This is a genomic window from Streptomyces lydicus (assembly GCF_000717345.1).
Taxonomy (GTDB): Bacteria; Actinomycetota; Actinomycetes; order Streptomycetales; family Streptomycetaceae; genus Streptomyces; species Streptomyces lydicus.
In genome coordinates this window covers 27860-47425 of sequence record NZ_JNZA01000019.1, presented here as the reverse complement: position 1 = coordinate 47425, position 19566 = coordinate 27860, and the positions used below count along the sequence as shown (strand labels likewise).

The window sequence follows — 19566 nt, the reverse complement described above, 5'->3', positions numbered from 1 at the left end:
TGGCACGCTGCGCAAAGCGCTGCGCGAGGCACCTCTGTCCACGCGCAGCGCACTTCCGGGTCTTCCCTGCCGGGGTATTGAGTATTCTCCTCGAATAACTGCATTGCAATGCACAATGCGTGAGGAGTCATGCGTGTTACGTGAGGCGTGATGTCGCACAACAACTCCAACGCCAGCCCCTCACCGCGCAGGCCAAATGACGCGGACGACAGGCCGAGGGACGACATCACGAACCGCCAGCACCACATTGGCGGGTCCTTCTCTGTCTGCAGGAACAGCCCGAAGACGTTGCAGCCGGTGGGTTTCCTCGCGGACCTTGCCACCGCCGTCCCGTTCGGCGATCTGCCTATCCCAGACGCTCAGCCCAGTCCTTCGGGACTCGCCCCGCAGGGCCAGGGGTGGGCTGGTCGACCGGGTGACTCTCCGGCGGGGCCAGGGGTGGGCCCGAGGCGTACATCTCCGTGGTCTCGTAGTCGTAGAACCAGGTTTCGCCCGGCTCGAAGCTGCGGATCATCGGGTGCCGGCTGTCCCGGGCGTGCGACGTCGCGTGCTTGGCGGGCGAGTCGTCGCAACAGCCGATGTGGCCGCACTGCGCGCAACGTCGCAGGTGGAACCACCAGCCGCCACTGGCGTCGCATTCGGCGCAGCCGGTTCCGCTGGGTGGGACCGAGGGGTCGATTCCGGGTGGGGAACTCATGACGGCTCCTTTGGGGGAGGGGAGTTGGGGGAGGTCAGCGGCAGGCGTACCTGGAAGCGGGTGTCGCCGGGGACGGATCGGAAGCTCAGGTCGCCGTTGTGTTTGTTGACGATGATGCGCCAGGAGATGTCCAGGCCGAGACCTGTGCCCTCACCCACCGGTTTGGTGGTGAAGAAGGGGTCGAAGATGCGCTCGCGGATTTCCGCGGGGACTCCGGGGCCGGTGTCGCAGAATTCGACGAGCAGATGGTCTCCGTCGCGCGCGGTGCGCACCGTCAATGTGCCGCCGGCGTCCGTACTGTTCATGGCCGCGACGGCGTTGTCGATCAGGTTCGTCCATACCTGGTTGAGCTCGCTGGGGTAGGCGGGGATGTCCGGCAGGCTGCGGTCGTAGTCCTTGACGACGGTGATGTGCGGGCCGATCTTGGCGGAGACCATCAGCAGGGTGCTGTCCAGCAGTTCATGGACGTCGGTGACCTGGTGGGGCGCTCGGTCGAGTTGCGAGTACTGCTTGGCTGCGGTGACGAGGGCCGAGACGCGGGTGGTCGACTCCTCGATCTCGTTCATCAACAGCTCGGTTTCGACGGTGTAGTTGAGCCACCGCACGGCACCGTCGAGGGTATCGCTGTCCACGGCTGCGGCGACCTGGTCCAGCCAGTCGATGTCGAGGCCGGCCTGTACGAAGGTCGGCGCGAGCTGCCAGCCGTCCCCGATGCCGTGGTCGTCCAGCCAGTCGGAGATGGTGTCCTCCCGGTCGGCGGCCTCCAGCGGGCTCAGGGTGGTGGACTTGGCGACGCATTCGGCGGTGCGTTCCTGGACGTCGATCAGCGTCTCCAGGGTGTCGCGCCGGTACGGGCGCGCGGCGATGATGCCGAGCTTGTGGCGCATTCCGGCGACCCGCTCGCGGAGCGCGGAGGTGGCTCGCACGGCCGCGGCGGCCGGGTTGTTCAGCTCATGGGTCAGCCCGGCGGACAACGACCCTAGAGCCAGCAGCCGTTCGCGCTGGCCGACGGCCTCCTGGACGCTCTTGGTGCCGAAGAAGAGCCCTTCGAGCAGGTGCACGGCCATGGGAAACCAGTCACGCATGATCGTGGCGAAGGTCTCCGCGGGCAGCACGAAGAAGCGGGTGGGCTCAAGGACGCGCAGGGAGCTGTTGTACACCTGCCGCAGGCGGTCTCCCAGGTACGCCTGGAAGGCTCCCGCGTACACCCCGCGGCTGGAACTCCGGGTGATCTCCACGTCGTAGTCCCCGATACGGCGTGAGAGGACGAGGGTTCCTTCGAGCAGCACGTAGAAGCAGGTGGCCGCGTCCCCCTCCCCGTACACGGGCCCGGGCGCGAACTCCTCCACCCGGCCTTCGCGGCAGAGCAGGCCGAGCTGGTCGGGGGACAGCTTCTCGAACAGGAACAGCGAACCGAGTTCCTCCTGACTGCACGGCATCGGCCGGCCGTTCATGACTGCTCCAGGTATCGGTGGACGAGCATGACGGCCATGGCTCCCTCGCCCACTGCGGAAGCGACCCGCTTGGCGGACTCGGCGCGGGCGTCGCCGGCCACGAACACGCCGGGGACGTTGGTTTCCAGGTGGTAGGGCGGCCGGTCCAACTCCCAGCCGGCCGGCGGGTGCCCGTCCGCGGTCAGGTCGGGACCGGTCAGGATGAACCCGCGGGAGTCCCGGAGCACTGTGCCCTCCAGCCAGTCGGTCCGCGGGGCTGCGCCGATGAAGACGAACATCCACTGGGCGTCGACGCGTTCGGTGTGGCCGGTCACTGTGTCCCGGACGGTGATCTGTTCCAGATGCCCTGAGCCGTGGGCCGCGTCGACGACCGTGTGGGTGCGCACGGAAATCGTGGGCGTCTCGTCGACCTGCTGGACGAGGTAGTGCGACATCGAAGCGGACAAGGACGGCTGGCGCACCAATACGCTGACCGACTTGGCGCTGCGGGCCAGGTATATCGCGGCCTGACCGGCGGAGTTCGCGCCGCCGACGATGTACACGTCCTGGTCCTGGCACGCGGCCGCTTCGGTGAGGGCCGAGCCGTAGAACACTCCGCAGCCGATCAGCTCGGACACATGGGGCGCATCCAGTTGCCGGTACGACACGCCGGTCGCCAGAATCACGGAGTGCGCGGCGACGGCGGAGCCGTCCGAGAACCGGACGATGCGCGACGCGCCGTTGATTTCCAGCCCGGTGACCTCGCTCGCGGTCAGTATCTCGGCACCGAACTTCGACGCCTGACGACGGGCCCGGTCGGTGAGCTGCGCCCCGGACACTCCGTCCGGAAAGCCGAGATAGTTCTCGATGCGTGAGCTCTGGCCCGCTTGCCCTCCGGTTGCGGACCGCTCCACGAGGACGGTGCGCAGGCCCTCGGAGGCCCCGTAGACCGCCGCACCCAAACCGGCCGGTCCACCGCCGATGATGACGAGGTCGTAGAAGTCGGTTGCCGGCGTCGTCGCGAGGCCGACCCGGGTGGCGAGCTCCCGGTCCTCGGGTTCGACGAGGGCTGTGCCGTCGGGGACGATCACCAGCGGGAGCCGCAGCCCCTCCTGGCCCGCGGCACACAGCAGCCGCCGGCCTTCGGGATCCTCGGACGAGTACCAGCGGTAGGGCACCTGGTTCCGGGCCAGGAACTCGCGTACGGCCGAGGAACGCGCCGACCAGCGGTGTCCGACGACCTTGGTGACGGTCACGGGCCGGCGGTCGGTGGCCCGCCAGGCGAGCAGGAGATCGTCGAGAACGGGGTACAGCTTCTCCTCGGGCGGCTCCCAGGGCTTGAGGAGGTAGTGGTCGAGGTCGACGACATTGATCGCGTCGATGGCCGCGTCGGTGTCCGCGTACGCGGTGAGCAGCACCCGTCGGGCGTCGGGATGGATGTCGAGGGCCTGCTCGAGGAACTCGATGCCGTTCATCTCCGGCATCCGGTAGTCGGCCAAGATCACCGCGACAGGTGCGCCGCGCAGCTTCAGCTCACGCAGGGCAGCAAGAGCGGACGCACCGGACTCCGCACGTACGATGCGGTACGACTCACCGTAGCGGCGCCGCAGATCGCGGGCGACAGCACGCGAGACGCCCGGATCGTCGTCCACGGTCAGGATGACGGTCCGCGCCGGACTGGCAGCCTGTTCCCTAGGCATCACGTCCCCGGTCGATCGCCCTCCGTACCGACTTCATGTGCCTGTCCGGCACACCGGTGCGTCAGCAATTCCCATCGTATGGGTGCCTGTCATGGTTCGCTACGCAAGATCAAGTGTGTGGAACTCCGCCGGTGGGTGTCGCGGTGTGTGACGTTGCGTCTGCGGGGCGCAACCGACCGGCAGCCCAGCCAGGCACTGCCGAGGGATTGTGGCGATCCACGGGGTGGGCTGCCCACGCCCCGAGAAGCGCCCCCACACCAAGACCATGTTCCCTTCCGCCTTGACCGGCTCGCATTCATGCCTAGCTCCAGCCTCGGGGCATCTAGGACTTGTCCGGTCGATCATGTGCGGAGCCAGATGGTGAGTGCCGTACAGGCGCCCGCGGTTCCACCTTCGGGTTCGAGTGATGGCGGTGTCGCCCCCGGGCTGTCGACGGCGCTGACCTGCGCGGCAGGCTCGATCTTGCTGTCGGGCCACCCACGGCGGCGTGATCTCCTTGGGTTTCGCAGCAGGCGGTCAGGGGCGCGGCTGGTCGGTGTCAGTTGGTGCCGGCGGGTGGGTCGGCGAAGATGCCCTGCTCCATGCCGGTGGCCTGCCCTACTTCGATGAGATAGCCGTCGGGGTCTCGCAGATAGCAGCGCAGTTCGGCTTTGCGGTCGATGGGTGGAGTGAGGAATTCGGCTCCCTTGGCGCTCCACTGTCGGTGGCATTCCTCGATGTCGGCGACGCGGATGTTGAGGAAGCTGCTGACCGTGTTCGGGTCAGTGGGTGGCCGCAGGGTGACGTCCGGCTTGTCGGGGGTCGGCCCGCCGCCGGGGTTCATGATGATCCATCCGTTGGCGAGCTTGACGATGCAGGGGTTCTCGGCGAGGACCACTTCACCGCCCAGAACGTCGGCGTAGAAGGCGCGGGATCGGGCTACGTCGGCCACCGTCAGGAAGTGGGTGAGGAGCAGCCCGGTCTCTGGGTATGGAAGATCATCACGGCTCATGCGCAGCCTCCACGTAATTAGGATGTATCTGCATATAGTGAGGCAAAGATGCCTGTGGGGGGCGGATGGACACGGGTGAGAGGGGAGACGCCGCAGCCGAGGCGGAAGGGCTGTTCCGACGCGCGTGACTCCTGTTGCTGTGTTCGTCGCTGTCTGCCTCGCCGAGAAGGCGCGCTGAGCCGGTAGGGGCCCTGCGGCGTCGTCCGGCAGCGGTACTTCGCCCCTGTTGCTGGGAGGACTGGCTACTGAGAGGAGTGGCCGGAGCCGGCCATCCGGGCGCGGTTCTCCGCGAGGACTTCCTGCACCTTGCGCTCGACCTCCGTCGGGTCGACGCCCAGGGCGCGGCCCATGTGGATCGACCACACCTCCGAGCGCACATTGGTCTCGAAGTCGAGGTCGGCGCGGACGTTCTCCCGGGCGGCCTGGCGGTTCTGGCTCACCATCACGAAGGTGGACAGGAAGATCGCCTCCAGGCTGACGATCATCGTGAGCAGCCCGAAGGGGAAGGGATCCCAGACGGCCTTCTGACCGAACGCGCCTTCGTTGCACACGATCCAGACCGTGAACCACGCCGCATGGATGTAGACGAACTGCATGGTGCCGGCGAAGGCGGTGATCGCGTCCGCGATCCGGTCCTCGGTCCCGCGCATCCGCGCGAGCACCTCCTGCTCACGCCGCAGCCGCAGAGCCAGCCCGCCCGGATCCCTCGGCCCGCCGGGACCGCTCACAGCGCCGCCCATGCCCACTCCCAACCGCCGTCCACGTGCACCAGCCGACAGCGTACGGACAGGTGGGTTCGAACCTCGCGACGACCGACGGTGAACACGCCCGAATACATCGCGTGGTGGAACGCTGCCGGGCCGGGTCCCGTCAGCGTTCCGTAACCTTGCCCGTCGCAACCTCCCGTCGGGGGGTACCCGGACCGCCGAGCCACGTCAATCGAGACGCCCACCGGCGAAGCGGCTACCGGCTTTCATCGCGGAGGCCGGTTGGCGACTTCCCGGTGAGTGCCTGGCTTCCAGCCAGTGTCCGCTGCTTTGCGGAACCGGAGCGGGAACATCGGCCGGCCCAGGGGAGGGGCTTGCCGAGGCGGCCGTTGCCGTCGTGGAGCTGCACCTGGTTCGAGGGTCGGGGTGAAAGCCTCTGCGGCGCTCAGGCCGTGAGGCCCTCGATCGCCACGGGAAGGTGGCGGGGGCCGCGCAGCACTGCGTTGGCGCGGTACGGCGGTGGGTCCTCGAGCAGTTGGGAGAACGTGACCCGGCGGAACAGTTCCGGCACGGCCACGTGGAGTTCTATGCGGGCGAGCGGGGCGCCGAAGCAGTAGTGGATGCCGGTGTAGAAGCCCAGGTGCTCGTTGTCCTTGCGGTCGGGATCGAACCGGTCGGGGTCCGCGAAGCGTTGGGGGTCGCGGTTGGCCGCCGCCAGCATGAGCCATACCGGAGAGCCCTTGGGGATCGTGGTGCCGGCGACGTCGATGTCGGCCAGGGCGGTGGTCCACGGGACGAACTGGACCGGGGGCTCGTACCGCAGCACTTCCTCGATGAGCGGGACAGCCAGGCCCGGATCCTGCAGGAACCGCTGGAGGACGTCGGGGTGGCGCAGCAAGGTGAGCGTCGTATTCGTGATCGCGTTGACGGTGGTCTCATGGCCGGCGACCAGGAGGAGCACCGCGGTGGCCTCCAGGTCTGCCGGTGTCATGTCGGGGGCGAGTGCGCTGAGGATCCCGGGGCCGGGGTGGCGGCGTTTGGTCTCGATCAGATCGGTCAGGTAGGCGCCCATGTCCTGGCGTGCCCGCTGTGCCTTTTCCTGGCTTTCGTCGCCGCCGCCGGACTGCGGATCGAGTGACGACGCCAGGGCATCGGCCCAGACGTGGAAGCGCGGTTCGTCCTCGCGTGGCACGCCGAGAACCTTGCAGATGGCGGTGACGGGAAGGGGATAGGAGAAGTCCTCGACGATGTCGACCTGGTCCTTGCCTTCGAAGGCGTCGAGCAGCTCGGTGACGACCTTGGCCAGCTCTCCGCGCAGGCCGTCGAGGAACCTGGGGCTGTGCGGGGGGCCGAACGGCCGGTTGATGGTGTCGCGCAGCCGGTCGTGCACGGGCGGGTCGGTGAAGATGAAGCTGGGTGGCAGGCCGGTCTCCTCCGCCGGTTGCCCGGGACGGGCGTGACCGGGCGGGCGGTTGCGGGTGTCGTTGCTCAGCCGCGGGTCGTTGGCCAGGCTCCGCACCTCCTCGTACGTGCTGACCACGTAGGTGCCGTCGTCCTCCCGCCTGACCGGTGTCTTGCGCAGCTCCGCGTAGAGCGGGTACGGATCGGCCCGGTTGGCGTAGTCGGTGATCTGAGCAGTGATGGTGCCGGGCGTCATGGTGTCTCCTGAGGTCGCCGGGCGGCACAGGGCCGGTGATCAGGCATGGGCCGGAACGAACGTCACACGCCGTTCGCTCGGTGAGTGACCCGTCAGCGTGACCGTGGCCCCGTGGGTGGGCAGATGGGGATCCGGGAAGGCCGGGTCGACCGGTTGCAACGTTTCGGTGCGACGGTCGACCGTGCGGTACTCCGGCGGGAAGGGCGCGCCGGCCGCGATCTGCTGCTCGTAGAACCCCATCCACTTGGCTCCGTCGAAGGACGCCGCGGCGATGACGCGGCCGTGGTAGCCGTACACCGCTACGAACCGCTCCTCGTCGAGGGCTCCCTGGGCGATGACCAGCTGGTCGCCCATCGAGGGCACACCCACGGACTTGATGTTGACGCCGAACTGGGAGGACCAGAACATCGGCAGCCACAGGTGCGGACGGCGCTCGGGACCTGCACAGATCATGTTGTGGGCGGCGATCTCGGCCTGTTCGACCGCGTTGCCCCAGTGCTCCAGCGACAGGAACTGGTAGTCGAACAGCGGGTGCGGGCTGCGGGCGACGTCACCGGCGGCATAGATGTCGTCGGTGACGATGCCGTTGACGTCGAACACCCGGCACCCGGCGTCGCACGCGACCCCCCGGGGACCTGCGGCCACCCCCGAGCCGGCGAGCCACTCCGCGTTGCGGACGGCACCGAGCGAGACGACCGCCACCTCCACGTCGATCGCCGAACCGTCCGACAGATGGGCGCGTCTCAGGCGTCCGACGTCGTCGCCCTCCAGGGCGGTGACGCTGATGCCGCAGCGCAATTCCACTCCCTTCCTGCGCTGCAGCCGGTCCGCGACCGCGCCGATCACTCCGCCGAGCGGGCCCACCAACGGTGCCGGGCCGCGTTCGACGACCGTGACCTCAAGGCCCAGCTCCCGGCAGGCGGAGGCGACTTCGGAGCCCGTGAAACCGGCGCCGATCACCAGCACCCGGGACACGCCCCCGGCCAGTTTCCGGGTCAGGCGTGTGGAGTCCTCACGGGTACGCAGCACGAACACCCCGTCCAGCGCGGCCTCTTCCGGGTGAATCCAGGGCCGCGCTCTGGTCCCGGTGGTGATCAGCAGGCGGTCGTAGGCGACGGTGGCTCCGTTCGCCAGGCGTACCAGCTTGGCGACACGGTCCAGGCCCTCGGCGGCGACGCCCAGACGCCATTCGGCGTCGATGTCGCGCCGCCGTGGCAGCGCGGTGTCCTCGGGCCGTGCCCTTCCGAGCAGCGCCTGCTTGGACAGCGGCGGCCGGTCGTAGGGCTCGTAAGGCTCGTCGCCGATCATGGTCAGCGATCCGGTGAATCCTTTCTCGCGCAAGGTCTCCGCCGCGCGCAAACCGGCGAGCGAGGCACCGACGACGACAATGCGGCCCTGGCGCCGCAGGACCTCGACGTCCGCGTCAGCCGACATCGGGTTCCACCCGCAACGTAGGCTCGTCGGAGTAGTCGACAAGGATGGCCTGGACCGGGCAGGCGGCAGCAGCCTTCTCCACCCGGTCGCGTTGTGCCTCGTCGAAGCGAGGGGAAAACAGCAGCGCTTCGTCCCCGTGCAGGGAGAAGACGTCCGGGGCGAGAAAGACGCACTGCGCGAATCCCTGGCACCGGTTGAGATCGACGACAAGCCTCATCTGGAACCCGCTCCCTGATCAGGCCGCGCCCCCCGGCGCGTCGGACACCCACGCCGCAAGCAAGCTCCGCAGCCCTTGCGCTCGGTCCACACGATCGGATGGCATGCCTCCCCTTCAGAATCGACCCCTTCAGAGCGGCTCGCAAACCGGGAGCAGGGGCCTGAGAAGCCGCCTTCCGATCGCCTGGGCCGACTGATTCTTCCTGGTCAGGCAGTTTTGCTGGGGGAGGGGCGGGGCACGGCGTCCTGTGCCTGTTGTTTGGTCCAGGGGTGTGCGTGGCCGACTGCCCGCAGTTCGACGCATGGCTGGAACCCGCGGTCCCGGCTCCAGCCATGCGCGGAGCCCTGTCGTCCGTCTGAAGCCCGGCCGGGTATCGGGGCGGCAAGTGACTGCGTCTTCAGGGGCGGGACGCACGTCGGCCAATGGCTGCAGACTGCCCTGGCCACCAGCCTGGTTCGCTCGGTCTGCCATCAGAGGGTCTTGATCTGGCCCCGTCGATGACGAACTCGGCCCCAGTGATGTTGCCGGGCCGCGGGGAATCCAGGAAGGCAACGGCAGCGACGGCGTTGACGCGGACATCACGGGGAGCGAATTCGTCCGACAGCGCCTTGGTGAGGGTGCTCAGCGTGGCTTGGGCCGCTGAAGAGCCCCGCACCATGGGGAAGGGCGGCCGGGCATTGATCGAGCTGGTGTTGAGGATCGCGCCCTCGCCGTGGGCGAGCAGGCGTGGCAACGAAGCACGGCCGGCGCGTACTGATCCGCTGGCTCATGCGTGAACTGGGCCTTGAGCCCTGTCAACCGAAGCCGAGACGGTTCGGGCTCACCCAGGGCGCGCTCGGTCCGTAGCGGACCGTGGGAGATGAGTCCGTCGCGGGCCGGGACCAGGTCAGCGTGAGTCCGAAAGAGTTCCGTAATGTGCGACAACACAGGAAATGCGCATCGACCTGCATACGGTGAGTCCTGCGCGGCGATCACGCCGCCCCGGCCGCCATGAGGGGATCGATGTGGAGGGCAGCGACCGTGACGATGAGCCTCGTCGTGCCAGACCTCGGCAACAGCCTGACAAGGCAGCCGAGAGCGGCCCGCCACCCCGAGGGAGCTCCGCGCATCGACCAGCCGACGACTCCGCCCTACCTACCAAGAAGGCCGCCAAGCCCCATCCCGACCGTCGTCGGCGCCTCGCCGCACTGTTGAACAGTCCGCCGCCGGGCCCCACGCGGCCGGGCTTCTGGCGCAGTCCGTTGCGGGGGCCGTGGCTGACGTCGGTGTTCGGGCTGATCCTCCTGGCCGGCATCACCGTGCTGTTCGTGACCGGGCTGCTGTCCTACGCCGCGTACAACCCGAATCTGGCACCGGGCAACGACAAGACGCCGGGGAAGGGCTGGCTCGGCTTCTATCTGTTCTCCTGGCCGACCAGTCCGTACTGGCTCTACCGCCTCACCCAGGGAATCCACGTGACGCTGGGCGTGGTGCTGATCCCGATCCTGCTGGCGAAGCTGTGGTCGGTAATCCCCAAGCTGTTCACCTGGCCGCCGGTGCGTTCACTGAGCCATGCACTGGAGCGGCTCTCGTTGCTGCTCCTCGTGGGCGGGGCGCTGTTCGAATTCGTCACCGGCGTGCTCAACATCCAGCTCCACTACATCTTCCCCGGGTCCTTCTACACCCTGCACTTCTACGGCGGCTGGGTCTTCATCGGCGCCTTCGTCGTCCACGTCGCCTTCCGGATTCCCACCATGGCACGAGTGCTGCGCAGCCGTCGCTGGCGCAGCGTCCTGCGGACCCCCGTCGCACGCACGACACCCGAACCGCCGGATGACACCGGCCTGGTGACTCCCCATCCCGCGCCGCCCACGATGTCGCGGCGGGGCGCGCTCGGCCTGGTGGGCGCCGGCTCGCTGGCACTCCTCGTCGTGACGGCCGGGCAGAGCACCGGCGGGTCCCTGCGCAAAACCGCACTGCTGGCACCGCACGGGCAGGAGCCGGGGAAGGGCCCCAACGGCTTTCAGATCAACAAGACCGCCGCGGAGGTAGGTATCCGTGCCCGCGACATCGGGCCCGACTGGCGCCTGGTCGTGCGCGGCCCCGGCCGGGAACGGGTCTTCACCCGGGCACAGGTGCTTGCGCTGCCGCAGTACGTCGCAGCCCTGCCCATCGCCTGTGTAGAGGGCTGGTCCACCGACGACCAGGACTGGAGCGGTGTACGGCTGGCCGACCTGGCGGCCCTGGTCGGACTGCGGCGGAGCCCACCGGGCGTCTTCGTCGAGTCCGCCCAGCGCGGCGGCGCCTTCAGCTCCACCCACCTGCGCGACAACCAGGTCCGCGACCCCAGGTCACTGCTCGCCCTGCGAGTCAATGGCGCCGACCTCTCCCCGGACCACGGCTATCCGGCGCGGATCATCGTCCCGGCCAACCCCGGCGTGCACAACACCAAATGGGTCACTCACCTCACCTTCGGAGCGGCACAGTGAAAGGCTTCCGCACACGCTACGGCGCATCCCCCTTGCACCTCTTGATCGTGCTGTGCTCCTTCGCCCTGGCCGTCTATGCGGGACTCCGGTTGCTCGAGGGAGACACGCTCGGCGTCGTCATCTGGTTCGTGGGCGCCGCGCTCCTGCACGACCTGGTCTTCCTCCCCCTCTACACCGTCACCGACCGAGTGCTGCAATCCGTCTTCCGGCGTGGAAAGGACATGGCGGACCGCCCCCGCCCGGTGACAGGCCGCATCAACTACATCCGTGTGCCCGCTTTCGTGGCCCTCCTGCTGCTCCTCGTCTGGTATCCGCTCATCCTGAGCCGGGTCCCGGGCTTCACCTCGTATACCGGCCTGCCGGCCGACGTGTTCTGGGGCCGTTGGCTGCTGATCACCGCTGCCCTCTTCGCAGGCTCCGCGGTGTGTCTGCTGGTCGCCATGTGGCGCGCGCATTCACCCCGGCCGAGGGTGCACGAAGCCCCTCCGAAGCCGCCCGGCCGACGTCCGGCATAGCCACCGCCGCCAGTTCTGAGAAAGGGCCGACAGGGAAGTCCCGATGACCCGCTCACGTGCACGAACCACACTGATCGTCCTGGCCGGGCAAGCCGTCCAGGGCCGGGCCGCAACCCGTCTCACTGCGCCCCACACCCCGGCCGGGGCCGCGGAACGCGCACCGGACGCCTGGCCGGGGTGCGACGCATGGTTCGGTCCCGCTGCCGACGGCGGCTTCTGGGCCCTCGGCCTGGCCGAACCGGATCCCAGGCTGCTGCTGGGCGTCCCGATGTCCACGGATACCACCGGCGCCATCCAGCGCAAGCGGCTCCTCGACGCGCGCCTGACCGTGCGGGACCTGCCTCAGCTCCGCTACGTCGACACAGCGGCCGACGCGCACGCCGTCGCAGCGGCAGCACCGCACACCCGCTGTGCGGCCACGCTGCGCCGCATCGCGAAGGCGCCGGTCTCGTGAGCACCGAAGAGCATGCGCCAGAGCAGCCACCCGGCTCCGGCCCCCGCCACGAGGATCCGTATGCGCACGCACTGCAGGACGGCCGTGGCCCCCTCTACATGCGCCGTATGGACGGTGAAGTTCTGTCCTCAGAGGTGGACCGCTGGTGCGCCGCACCGGATCCTGCCGACATGAGCGTCCTGCGGCGGTGCGAGGGGGCGGTCCTCGACATCGGCTGCGGACCCGGGCGCTTGGTCAGTGCCCTCCGCGCGCTCGGTCACCTCGTGCTCGGCATCGACATCAACCGTGCCGCCGTCGAGCGGACCGCCGACACCGGAGGCGCGGCGTTGTGCCGATCCGTCTTCGAACGGCTTCCCGGTGAAGGGCTCTGGAATACCGCTCTGCTCATGGACGGCAACATCGGGATCGGCGGCGACCCGCCGGTCCTGCTGGAGCGGATCGGGAGCCTGGTGACTCCTCGCGCAAGCCTGTTGCTGGTGGAGGCGGCTGCCCATGACGTCGACGAAAGGTTGCAGGTGCGGTTCGACGACGGCCATGGCCGCCTCGGCATGTCCTTCCCCTGGGCCCGTGTCGGCGTTGCCGCGTTGCGTCGCACGGCAGCCGCCACCGGGTGGCAGCCGGGTGAACACTGGTCGGTCGGCGACCGCCACTTCCTCGAACTGAAGCGGTCCTCCGGCTCTCGCCCGGCACACACGCAGGAGCAAGGCTGAGGGAGGTCGCAGCAGCGGCGTTGCGGTCTCCGGGTGCCGGCTCGCGGTCCCGCACTCAGGCCGTCCGATGGTCACCAGCCGGTCAGTAGCAGATGGTTGACGAGCAGGGCGAGGGTCGCCTGCGCGGCCAGCCACCCGACATGAGCCCGGCGGGGGAGCAGCGCGCAGGCGGGGAGCAGCCAGACCGCGAAGGTCAGCCAGATCCGTTCGGTCTCCGCCTTGCTCATTCCGGACAGATCCGCGAGCAGCATCATGCACAACGCCCCGGCGACCAGCACCGACAGTGCACCACGCCCGGCCGGTGACCTACGCCGCATCCCTCGCACGGCCGACCGGAGAGGGCGGGCGGCGTTGCACAGCCCCGCGACCGTGGCCAGGCCCACCGTCAGCACCTGGGCGGCCAGATTGGCCCAGATGAAGTAGCCGTACGGGCGTACCTTGGCGGCGCCCTGGTAGTAGCGCTCGACGAGGGTCGTATAGCCGTCAAGCCACCAGAACCCGGCGGCGGTGAACGCCACCACCCACGGCAGCACTCCAAGGGTCACATACGGAAGCGGGCGGGCCGACCGGGCGAGGAGGAGGACGGTGGCACCGAGCACGACAAGGACGGTCAGACCGTAGGAGAGGTACCAGGCAAGCCCCAGCAGCAGACCGGCACCCACAGACGCGAGGCGGGGCACGCGCGTGGTGCGGGTGGCCGCCAGCGCGAGCAGCGCAACGGCCCAGGAGGCGACACCGGCGAAGTAGCCGTCGGCACTGACACCGATCCACACCGCCGCGGGAGCCAGCACCAGGAACGGGGCCGCCTGCCGGGCCAGTTGCTCACCGCAGAGCGCCCGAACGGCCACCACGACCGCGGCGGCGAAGGACGACCCGACGGTGATGCACCAGGCTGCCGCCCAGGCGCCGCCACTCAACCCGATACGGTCCAGACCGACGAACGTCAGCAGCGCGCCGGGCGGGTGGCCGGCCACATGCGCCGGCCAGATGTGGGGCGAGCCGACCAGGATGTGGTGCGTGAAGTCCCGCAGAAAAGCGGGCACATCGTGCACGTCGTCCACCGACTGCAGGTACTCCAGACTGGTGGTCAGCCGCTCGGCGATCCCACGCCCCCAACCGTCCACGAGCGCCAGCGACCACGTCCAGGCCATCGCCGCGCCCCATACAGACGGCACCAGCACTCGCCACGACACGCGCCGCGCAGTCGGCGGACCGTAGACCACCACCAGCGCGGCGACCGCGAGCGCGGCCGGCGTCCCCGGGCCGACGTGCGGCAGCCACCACGCATACAGCGGCGGCCACCCCAGCCGCAGAATTCCCTCCGAACCGTAAACGGTCCTGTTGAGGACTCTTCCGATGACCACCGCCAGCACGAACAGCACGACCGCGGCCGCCACCGCCCACACATTGCGTCGGCACTCCCGCTTCCGCGCACTCACCGTCACCGCGTCATCGTAGGCGGGGACGACCGACCGTCCGCTGACCTTGCGGTTCGACACAGCGGATCACACCGTTCACGGCGAGGAGGAGCCCGGCTCGAAAGGGGACAGGCCGATGACCCGCTCGTCGAGGGGCTTGTCGAAAGCGACGTCGAGGAGCAGGCGGAACCACTGGCCCGGACCCGACTCCCGCCACCCCTCCGGGCCGAACACGTCGTCGGCCGGAGTTCCCAGCCGCTCGCCGGTCAGTACACGGGCCAGGCGCCGCCGGCGCCGGACACGACGGCGCCCCTGTCCCCGGGCGGCGCGGCGTACGTCCCGCAGCGGCGGTCCAACGGCGCCGGTGGTGAGTTCATGGCGAATTCCTTCCACACAGTGGATGGGTGGTCCGGCGCTCGTTCTTGATGGATCACAACGGATGTCTGGCCCCGTCCATCCCAGCCGGCGCGTGAGCGGACACCGGAATGAGTGGAGCGCAGGAAGTATGGGCGAGAGTCAGCAACTTCCTCGGAGAGCTTGTACTCCGCCGACGCCCGCCTCGGCTCGGATGCACGCACTGTGAGATGCCGGAAATCTCTCCTTCACATGGTGGGACGGGCCATGAAATACGCCGTACCTAGCGTTCTTCTGACGGACACGCACGGACCGACCGGTCCGGGCACGGTCCCCCCTGACGCAGGGGCCCCCGGAAACCCGCACCGGTGCGAGCCGTACTGCCGTCTCCAACTGCCCGCGCCCGGACTTCCCCGAGCGCGCTCCCACCCTCCCCTCCTGCCAACGGTGCCAAGTGGGGACACGGCGCAGGCCCGATCACCCTCCAGGAGGCGTGGCATGAGTGTTCCCCCACCATCGGTAGCGAAAGGTGTCCGGTCAGGGCCGGCGGTCGAAGAGCGGTCCGGCGCCGGGCAGACGGTAGCCAGGGACGTGGCGGCCACGGAGTCGGCGGACAAGGACACGGTAGCGACGGACGCGGCCGCCAGTGAGACCCTGGAGGACTACACCCTCCGGTTTGCTCCTCGTAGCTACCGCCGTTGGACCCCGATGGTGGTGGCGACCACCGCGCTCGGCGGCATCGCCTACATGGCCGACTTCTCCATCGGCGCCGGCATCGGTCTCACCCACGGCACCGGGAACGCGCTCGCCGCGATCGCCCTCGCGGCAGCAGTCATCTTCCTCACCGGCTTCCCCCTCGCGTACTACGGCGCCCGCTACAACATCGACCTGGACCTGATCACCCGCGGTGCCGGGTTCGGCTACTACGGTTCGGTGCTGACGAGCGTCATCTTCGCCAGCTTCACCTTCATCTTCTTCGCCCTCGAAGGCTCGATCATGGCGCAGGGCCTGAAACTGGGGCTCGGGCTGCCGCTGTGGCTGGGGTATCTGGTCTCCACCCTGATGGTGATCCCGCTGGTGATCTACGGGATGAAGGCACTCAGCAAGCTCCAGGTGTGGACCACGCCGATCTGGCTGCTCCTGATGGTGGGCCCTCTGCTGTATCTGGTCAGCACCGACCCGGGCACGGTCAACCGCTTCCTGTCGTACGCCGGGACCGACGGCGATGGCGGCATCAACACCGCCTCGGTGCTGCTGGGCGCGGGCGTGTGCCTGTCGCTGATCGCGCAGATCGGCGAGCAGATCGACTATCTGCGGTTCATGCCGCCCAAGACCCAGGAGAACCGGCGCAGTTGGTGGACCGCCGTGGTCATGGCCGGGCCAGGCTGGGTGGTGCTCGGTGCGCTGAAGCAGGCCATCGGGGTGTTCCTGGCTGTATACATCCTCGCCGAGGTGGGGCCCGCAGCGGCCACCGAGCCCATCCAGCAGTTCCGGGGTGCCTTCGACGCGATGCTGCCCTCCTGGCTGGTGATCCCGCTGGCCGTGGTCCTGGTAGTGATCAGTCAGATCAAGATCAACGTGACCAACGCCTACTCGGGCTCGCTCGCGTGGACCAACTCCGTCACCCGGATCACCAAGCACTACCCCGGCCGCATGGTTTTCGTGCTGCTCAACCTGGCGTTCGCGCTGACGCTGATGGAGACGGACATGTTCAGCGTCCTCAACTCCATCCTCGGGTTCTACTCCAACTGCGCCATCGCCTGGGTCGTGACCGTCGCCACCGACATCATCGTCAACAAGTACGTGCTGAAACTCTCCCCGCAAACCCCCGAGTTCCGCCGCGGCATGCTCTACGCGGTCAATCCGGTGGGCGTGGTGGCGTTCGTCGCCGCCTCCGGCCTGTCGATCGCCATGTACTTCCACGCGCTCGGTGACGCTCTCCAGCCGTACTCGCCGGTCGCCGCGGCCCTGATCGCCTTTGTCCTCACCCCGCTCACGGCGGTGCTGACCAAGGGCCGTTACTACCTGCGCCGCACCGACGACGGCATAGCCGAAGCGCTGCTCGACGCGGACGGCAACCCCAGCGCCACGACGTACGCATGCCATGTGTGCCGTCAGAGCTTCGAGCGACCCGATCTGGCCGCCTGCCACACCCACGACGCGATGGTCTGTTCGCTGTGCCTGACCACCGACAAGACCGGCGACCACCTCCTCCCGCCGGAACCCGCCACCGCCTGAGGCGGGCCGCGCCGGGAGCGCGCGAAGACGGCGAAGCGGTGGGCCGCCCAGGGGGCGCGGCCCACCGTCTGCCCCTCCTGGTCGGTCAGTCTGCGCACACGGACAGGTTCGCCACCACGCCTCCAGCGGTCGGATCGGACGTCACCGCACACCCAACCGCCATGAGCACCGACTCGGCGAACCCATGCGGTCACAGCATTAGCAACGTGTCACTTCGCCACGGCGACGGTAGCGATGACACCGGCAATGGTCGCCGTCGCCGCGATGGCGCTCCATATCACTGAGCTGCGGTGCCACCAGGGTTGTGGTGTTGGCACGGGCTCGTTGACAGAGGCGGTCGCTGTGCTGTCGATAGCGGCTTTCGCGCTTGGCGCGACAATGTTGATTGTGGTTCCGTCGCGTCCCCTGAAGCTGAACACCTGTGCGGCCGAATCGATCTGATCAGGGTTGGGATTCCGCTGGCCGGGCGGCATAGCCGCTCTCACCTCTGCGACGAACAGCGTCAAGCGTGTCCTGATGTGATCGAGGACTTGCTGAAGAGCCGTCAGCCGCACTCTCCAATGCAGGGACAGGACGGCGGAGCCGTTGCCAAGCTCATCCGTCACCTCCGCCAGGTACTCGGCTGAACCCGGCGGGCGGAGCTCCAGGTTCCACCCCATGGCGATCAGAGCTTCCATCTCCCTGACCCCGTATCGGATGGGCGCATGCTCCCCGATGCCGCGATCACGTACCGACTGAGGAAGCTGATACGGGCTGATCTGCCGGGTATCTTCTAATCGTGGCCGGCCAGGGGCGCTGGGCTCCAGCGTTATCTCGAGCGTTGCTGCGACCTCTCGAAACCTGGGCACTTCCTCGTCGACCTCGTACCCTTCCGACTGTTTCAGCGCCCAGGCACGGAGTTCTTCCTGGTGGGCGTAGCCAGCTAAGAGCAGAAACCGTCGGAGGGCGGTGGCCAAGGAGACGTCCTCGTCTAACACGGCACGCTCAAGCTGATCCAGGCCCTCGATGTCAGGTGTCGTCACAGCAGTCGAGTGTGCCCTGCCCACCGCTAGTAGAGGAGGGTTTCGCGGCACATCGCTTGACTACATGCGACGCTGCTGTTTAGCCCTGTGATTTATGTTTGGCTATCGGGTGTCAGAATCTGGGGCATGCCTTCGCCGGTGAGGTGGCGGCTGTCCGCTCACTAGGGCGTCGATATCCGCTACCATTCGCGACCGCCACCCGCCCTTTGAAGCCTGCCACGGTCTCACGAAAGGCCGGCGGACGTGCTGCGCATCGCCTTCTGGTTTCCAGCGGTGGCATTGAGCTGCCCAGCGCCTTTAGGTCCGATTTCCCCAGGTGTGCCCCTGATGGTGTACGACGGCGGTTTGCCGCGAGGGATTGTTGGTTAGGGTGACAAGGTCAACTAGATGTTGATTCCGATGCCTTGGGCAAGGCAATGACCAGACTGGCGAGTTGGAGCCGCAGAGGCTGACGGCTTCCGCGGAGTCGTACGGAGCAGCAGCGGGTGTCCGCGGGGCGGCTATGGTCGCTTGAGGGTGGGTCGGACACGACGGGGGGTTCGCGTTGGATCGCATGGCTGGAGGGGGACCGGAAGTCGGTCCGGCCCGGTCCGTGCTTGACGGGTTTGTCATCTTGCTCGGTCCAGTCGCGCAGCTTGTACAGGCTGACGCTCCTGGCCATGTCGACGGGCGGCAGCGGGCAGTTCTGGCGGGACTGGACCGCCGTCACGTAGGGGGTTGCGGCGCGGGCGAGTTCGGCAAGGCAACGCGGGCTGATGAAGTGCGGGCTTTCGTGGGGGCCGTAGAAGCGAGCGCCCCGACGCTGCGCACGGCAGACAGGAAGGTAACGTCCGCAGGCCGCCCGGACGCGGTGGGCGTGTGACCGGCCGGCCGGCGCCCGTGGTGCCCCCATGGCTGCGTGCGTGGCTCGGGCCGATCGTGGCCCTCGCCGCGCTGGTGGTCGTCGTGCTCGGGGTCCTGTATGCCGACGCCGGGAAGCCCGGCATGGTGGACGCGTGGATCGGGGCGGCGGTGGACGGTGTGCGGCCGCCGTGGCGGTACGTCGCTCTGGCCACGGACTTCTTGGGGGAGCCCATAGGAGCGGCGGCGCTGGTCGTGGCCACCGTGACGGGCTGCCTGCTGCTTCGGCGTCCTCGCGCGGCGGTGCTCATCGTTGCCGGCGTCGGCATGTCCGTGGGGACGACGACGCTGCTCAAGCATCTGGTGGGACGCACCATCCACGGCGACGGCAACCTGTCCTACCCGAGTGGGCACACCGCCTTCGCCACCGCGCTCGCCCTCACGGTGGCGCTGCTCGCGACCGGCTGGCTCGGCCTCGGCAGGACGGTCGGCACGTTACTCGTGCTCGTCGCGGCGCTGGTTGCCGGTGCCGCCATGGGCTGGGCGGAGGTCGCCCTGGGCGCGCACTACCCGACCGACGTCCTCGGCGGCTGGTGCACCGCGCTGGCGGTGGTACCGGTGACCGCGTGGCTGGTCGACCGGATGGCTGGCCGTCGGGCCGATCGGATGGCCGACGCCGGTCGGCGGGAGCATAGCTGACGTCACCTCACC

17 protein-coding genes and 1 pseudogene are annotated in these 19566 nt (G+C 68.5%); 6 read left to right on the top strand and 12 right to left on the bottom strand.

Going from position 1 to position 19566, the window contains the following annotated elements; translation table 11 throughout:
* Positions 1–346 precede the first annotated feature (346 nt).
* The 9 genes from OO62_RS19695 to OO62_RS38075 all read right to left on the bottom strand — a co-directional run bounded on the left by OO62_RS19695 (position 347) and on the right by OO62_RS38075 (position 9569).
* A complete protein-coding gene (locus tag OO62_RS19695; RefSeq protein ID WP_033268802.1) occupies positions 347–697 on the bottom strand; it encodes a UBP-type zinc finger domain-containing protein in 351 nt (116 codons plus the stop codon).
* Positions 694–2151 carry an ATP-binding protein gene (locus OO62_RS19690; protein WP_033268801.1) on the bottom strand — a complete coding sequence of 486 codons (1458 nt, stop codon included), beginning with the start codon at positions 2149–2151 and terminating at the stop codon, positions 694–696. Before OO62_RS19690 ends, OO62_RS19695 begins: the two co-directional genes overlap by 4 nt.
* Entirely contained in the window at positions 2148–3830 is a 1683-nt protein-coding gene (locus tag OO62_RS19685; protein WP_033268800.1) for an NAD(P)/FAD-dependent oxidoreductase, read from the bottom strand. The genes OO62_RS19690 and OO62_RS19685 overlap by 4 nt, the downstream gene beginning before the upstream one ends.
* Positions 3831–4368: 538 nt before the next feature.
* A complete protein-coding gene (locus tag OO62_RS19680) occupies positions 4369–4821 on the bottom strand; it encodes a VOC family protein (protein ID WP_033268799.1) in 453 nt (150 codons plus the stop codon).
* Positions 4822–5063: 242 nt separating this feature from the next.
* Complete coding sequence (locus OO62_RS19675; protein ID WP_051733431.1) at positions 5064–5561, bottom strand: DUF1003 domain-containing protein; 498 nt, start codon at positions 5559–5561, stop codon at positions 5064–5066.
* Between the two features lie 412 nt (positions 5562–5973).
* Positions 5974–7185 (bottom strand): cytochrome P450, encoded by a 1212-nt coding sequence (locus OO62_RS19670; RefSeq protein WP_033268798.1) that lies wholly within the window; start codon positions 7183–7185, stop codon positions 5974–5976.
* Between the two features lie 39 nt (positions 7186–7224).
* Positions 7225–8619 carry an NAD(P)/FAD-dependent oxidoreductase gene (locus tag OO62_RS19665; RefSeq protein ID WP_033268797.1) on the bottom strand — a complete coding sequence of 465 codons (1395 nt, stop codon included), beginning with the start codon at positions 8617–8619 and terminating at the stop codon, positions 7225–7227.
* Entirely contained in the window at positions 8609–8836 is a 228-nt protein-coding gene (locus tag OO62_RS19660; RefSeq protein WP_033268796.1) for a ferredoxin, read from the bottom strand. Before OO62_RS19660 ends, OO62_RS19665 begins: the two co-directional genes overlap by 11 nt.
* Before the next feature lie 397 nt (positions 8837–9233).
* On the bottom strand, positions 9234–9569 hold the full coding sequence (locus OO62_RS38075; RefSeq protein ID WP_078617265.1) for an SDR family oxidoreductase: 336 nt from the start codon (positions 9567–9569) through the stop codon (positions 9234–9236).
* Between the two features lie 454 nt (positions 9570–10023).
* On the opposite strand from OO62_RS38075, the gene OO62_RS19655 reads away from it, so the two are divergent.
* From OO62_RS19655 to OO62_RS19640, 4 genes and pseudogenes are all read left to right on the top strand, one after another.
* Positions 10024–11304 (top strand): molybdopterin-dependent oxidoreductase, encoded by a 1281-nt coding sequence (locus OO62_RS19655; RefSeq protein WP_106974879.1) that lies wholly within the window; start codon positions 10024–10026, stop codon positions 11302–11304.
* Positions 11301–11819, top strand: coding sequence for a hypothetical protein (locus OO62_RS19650; protein WP_106974875.1), 519 nt, complete (start codon positions 11301–11303; stop codon positions 11817–11819). Before OO62_RS19655 ends, OO62_RS19650 begins: the two co-directional genes overlap by 4 nt.
* 133 nt (positions 11820–11952) lie before the next feature.
* Positions 11953–12273 (top strand): annotated as a pseudogene (locus tag OO62_RS19645) (DUF2064 domain-containing protein); the annotation flags it as partial.
* Positions 12270–12983 carry a class I SAM-dependent methyltransferase gene (locus OO62_RS19640; protein ID WP_033268794.1) on the top strand — a complete coding sequence of 238 codons (714 nt, stop codon included), beginning with the start codon at positions 12270–12272 and terminating at the stop codon, positions 12981–12983. The pseudogene OO62_RS19645 and the gene OO62_RS19640, both read left to right, overlap by 4 nt.
* Positions 12984–13054: 71 nt before the next feature.
* Here OO62_RS19640 and OO62_RS19635 read toward each other — a convergent pair whose 3' ends face one another.
* Both OO62_RS19635 and OO62_RS19630 read right to left on the bottom strand, forming a co-directional pair.
* On the bottom strand, positions 13055–14428 hold the full coding sequence (locus OO62_RS19635) for a hypothetical protein (RefSeq protein ID WP_033268867.1): 1374 nt from the start codon (positions 14426–14428) through the stop codon (positions 13055–13057).
* Between the two features lie 69 nt (positions 14429–14497).
* Positions 14498–14794 (bottom strand): hypothetical protein, encoded by a 297-nt coding sequence (locus tag OO62_RS19630; protein WP_033268793.1) that lies wholly within the window; start codon positions 14792–14794, stop codon positions 14498–14500.
* 552 nt (positions 14795–15346) lie between these two features.
* Between OO62_RS19630 and OO62_RS19625 the strand changes: the two genes are divergently transcribed.
* Positions 15347–16993 (top strand): purine-cytosine permease family protein, encoded by a 1647-nt coding sequence (locus tag OO62_RS19625; protein WP_033268792.1) that lies wholly within the window; start codon positions 15347–15349, stop codon positions 16991–16993.
* Positions 16994–17202: 209 nt separating this feature from the next.
* Here the strand turns inward: OO62_RS19625 and OO62_RS19620 are convergent, their stop codons facing one another.
* The gene (locus tag OO62_RS19620; protein ID WP_033268791.1) at positions 17203–18015 is read right to left on the bottom strand and encodes an AbiTii domain-containing protein; all 813 of its coding nucleotides are present in this window, start codon (positions 18013–18015) and stop codon (positions 17203–17205) included.
* 858 nt (positions 18016–18873) lie between these two features.
* Here OO62_RS19620 and OO62_RS19610 point away from each other — a divergent pair.
* Positions 18874–19554 carry a phosphatase PAP2 family protein gene (locus tag OO62_RS19610; protein WP_033268789.1) on the top strand — a complete coding sequence of 227 codons (681 nt, stop codon included), beginning with the start codon at positions 18874–18876 and terminating at the stop codon, positions 19552–19554.
* Positions 19555–19566: the final 12 nt, after the last annotated feature.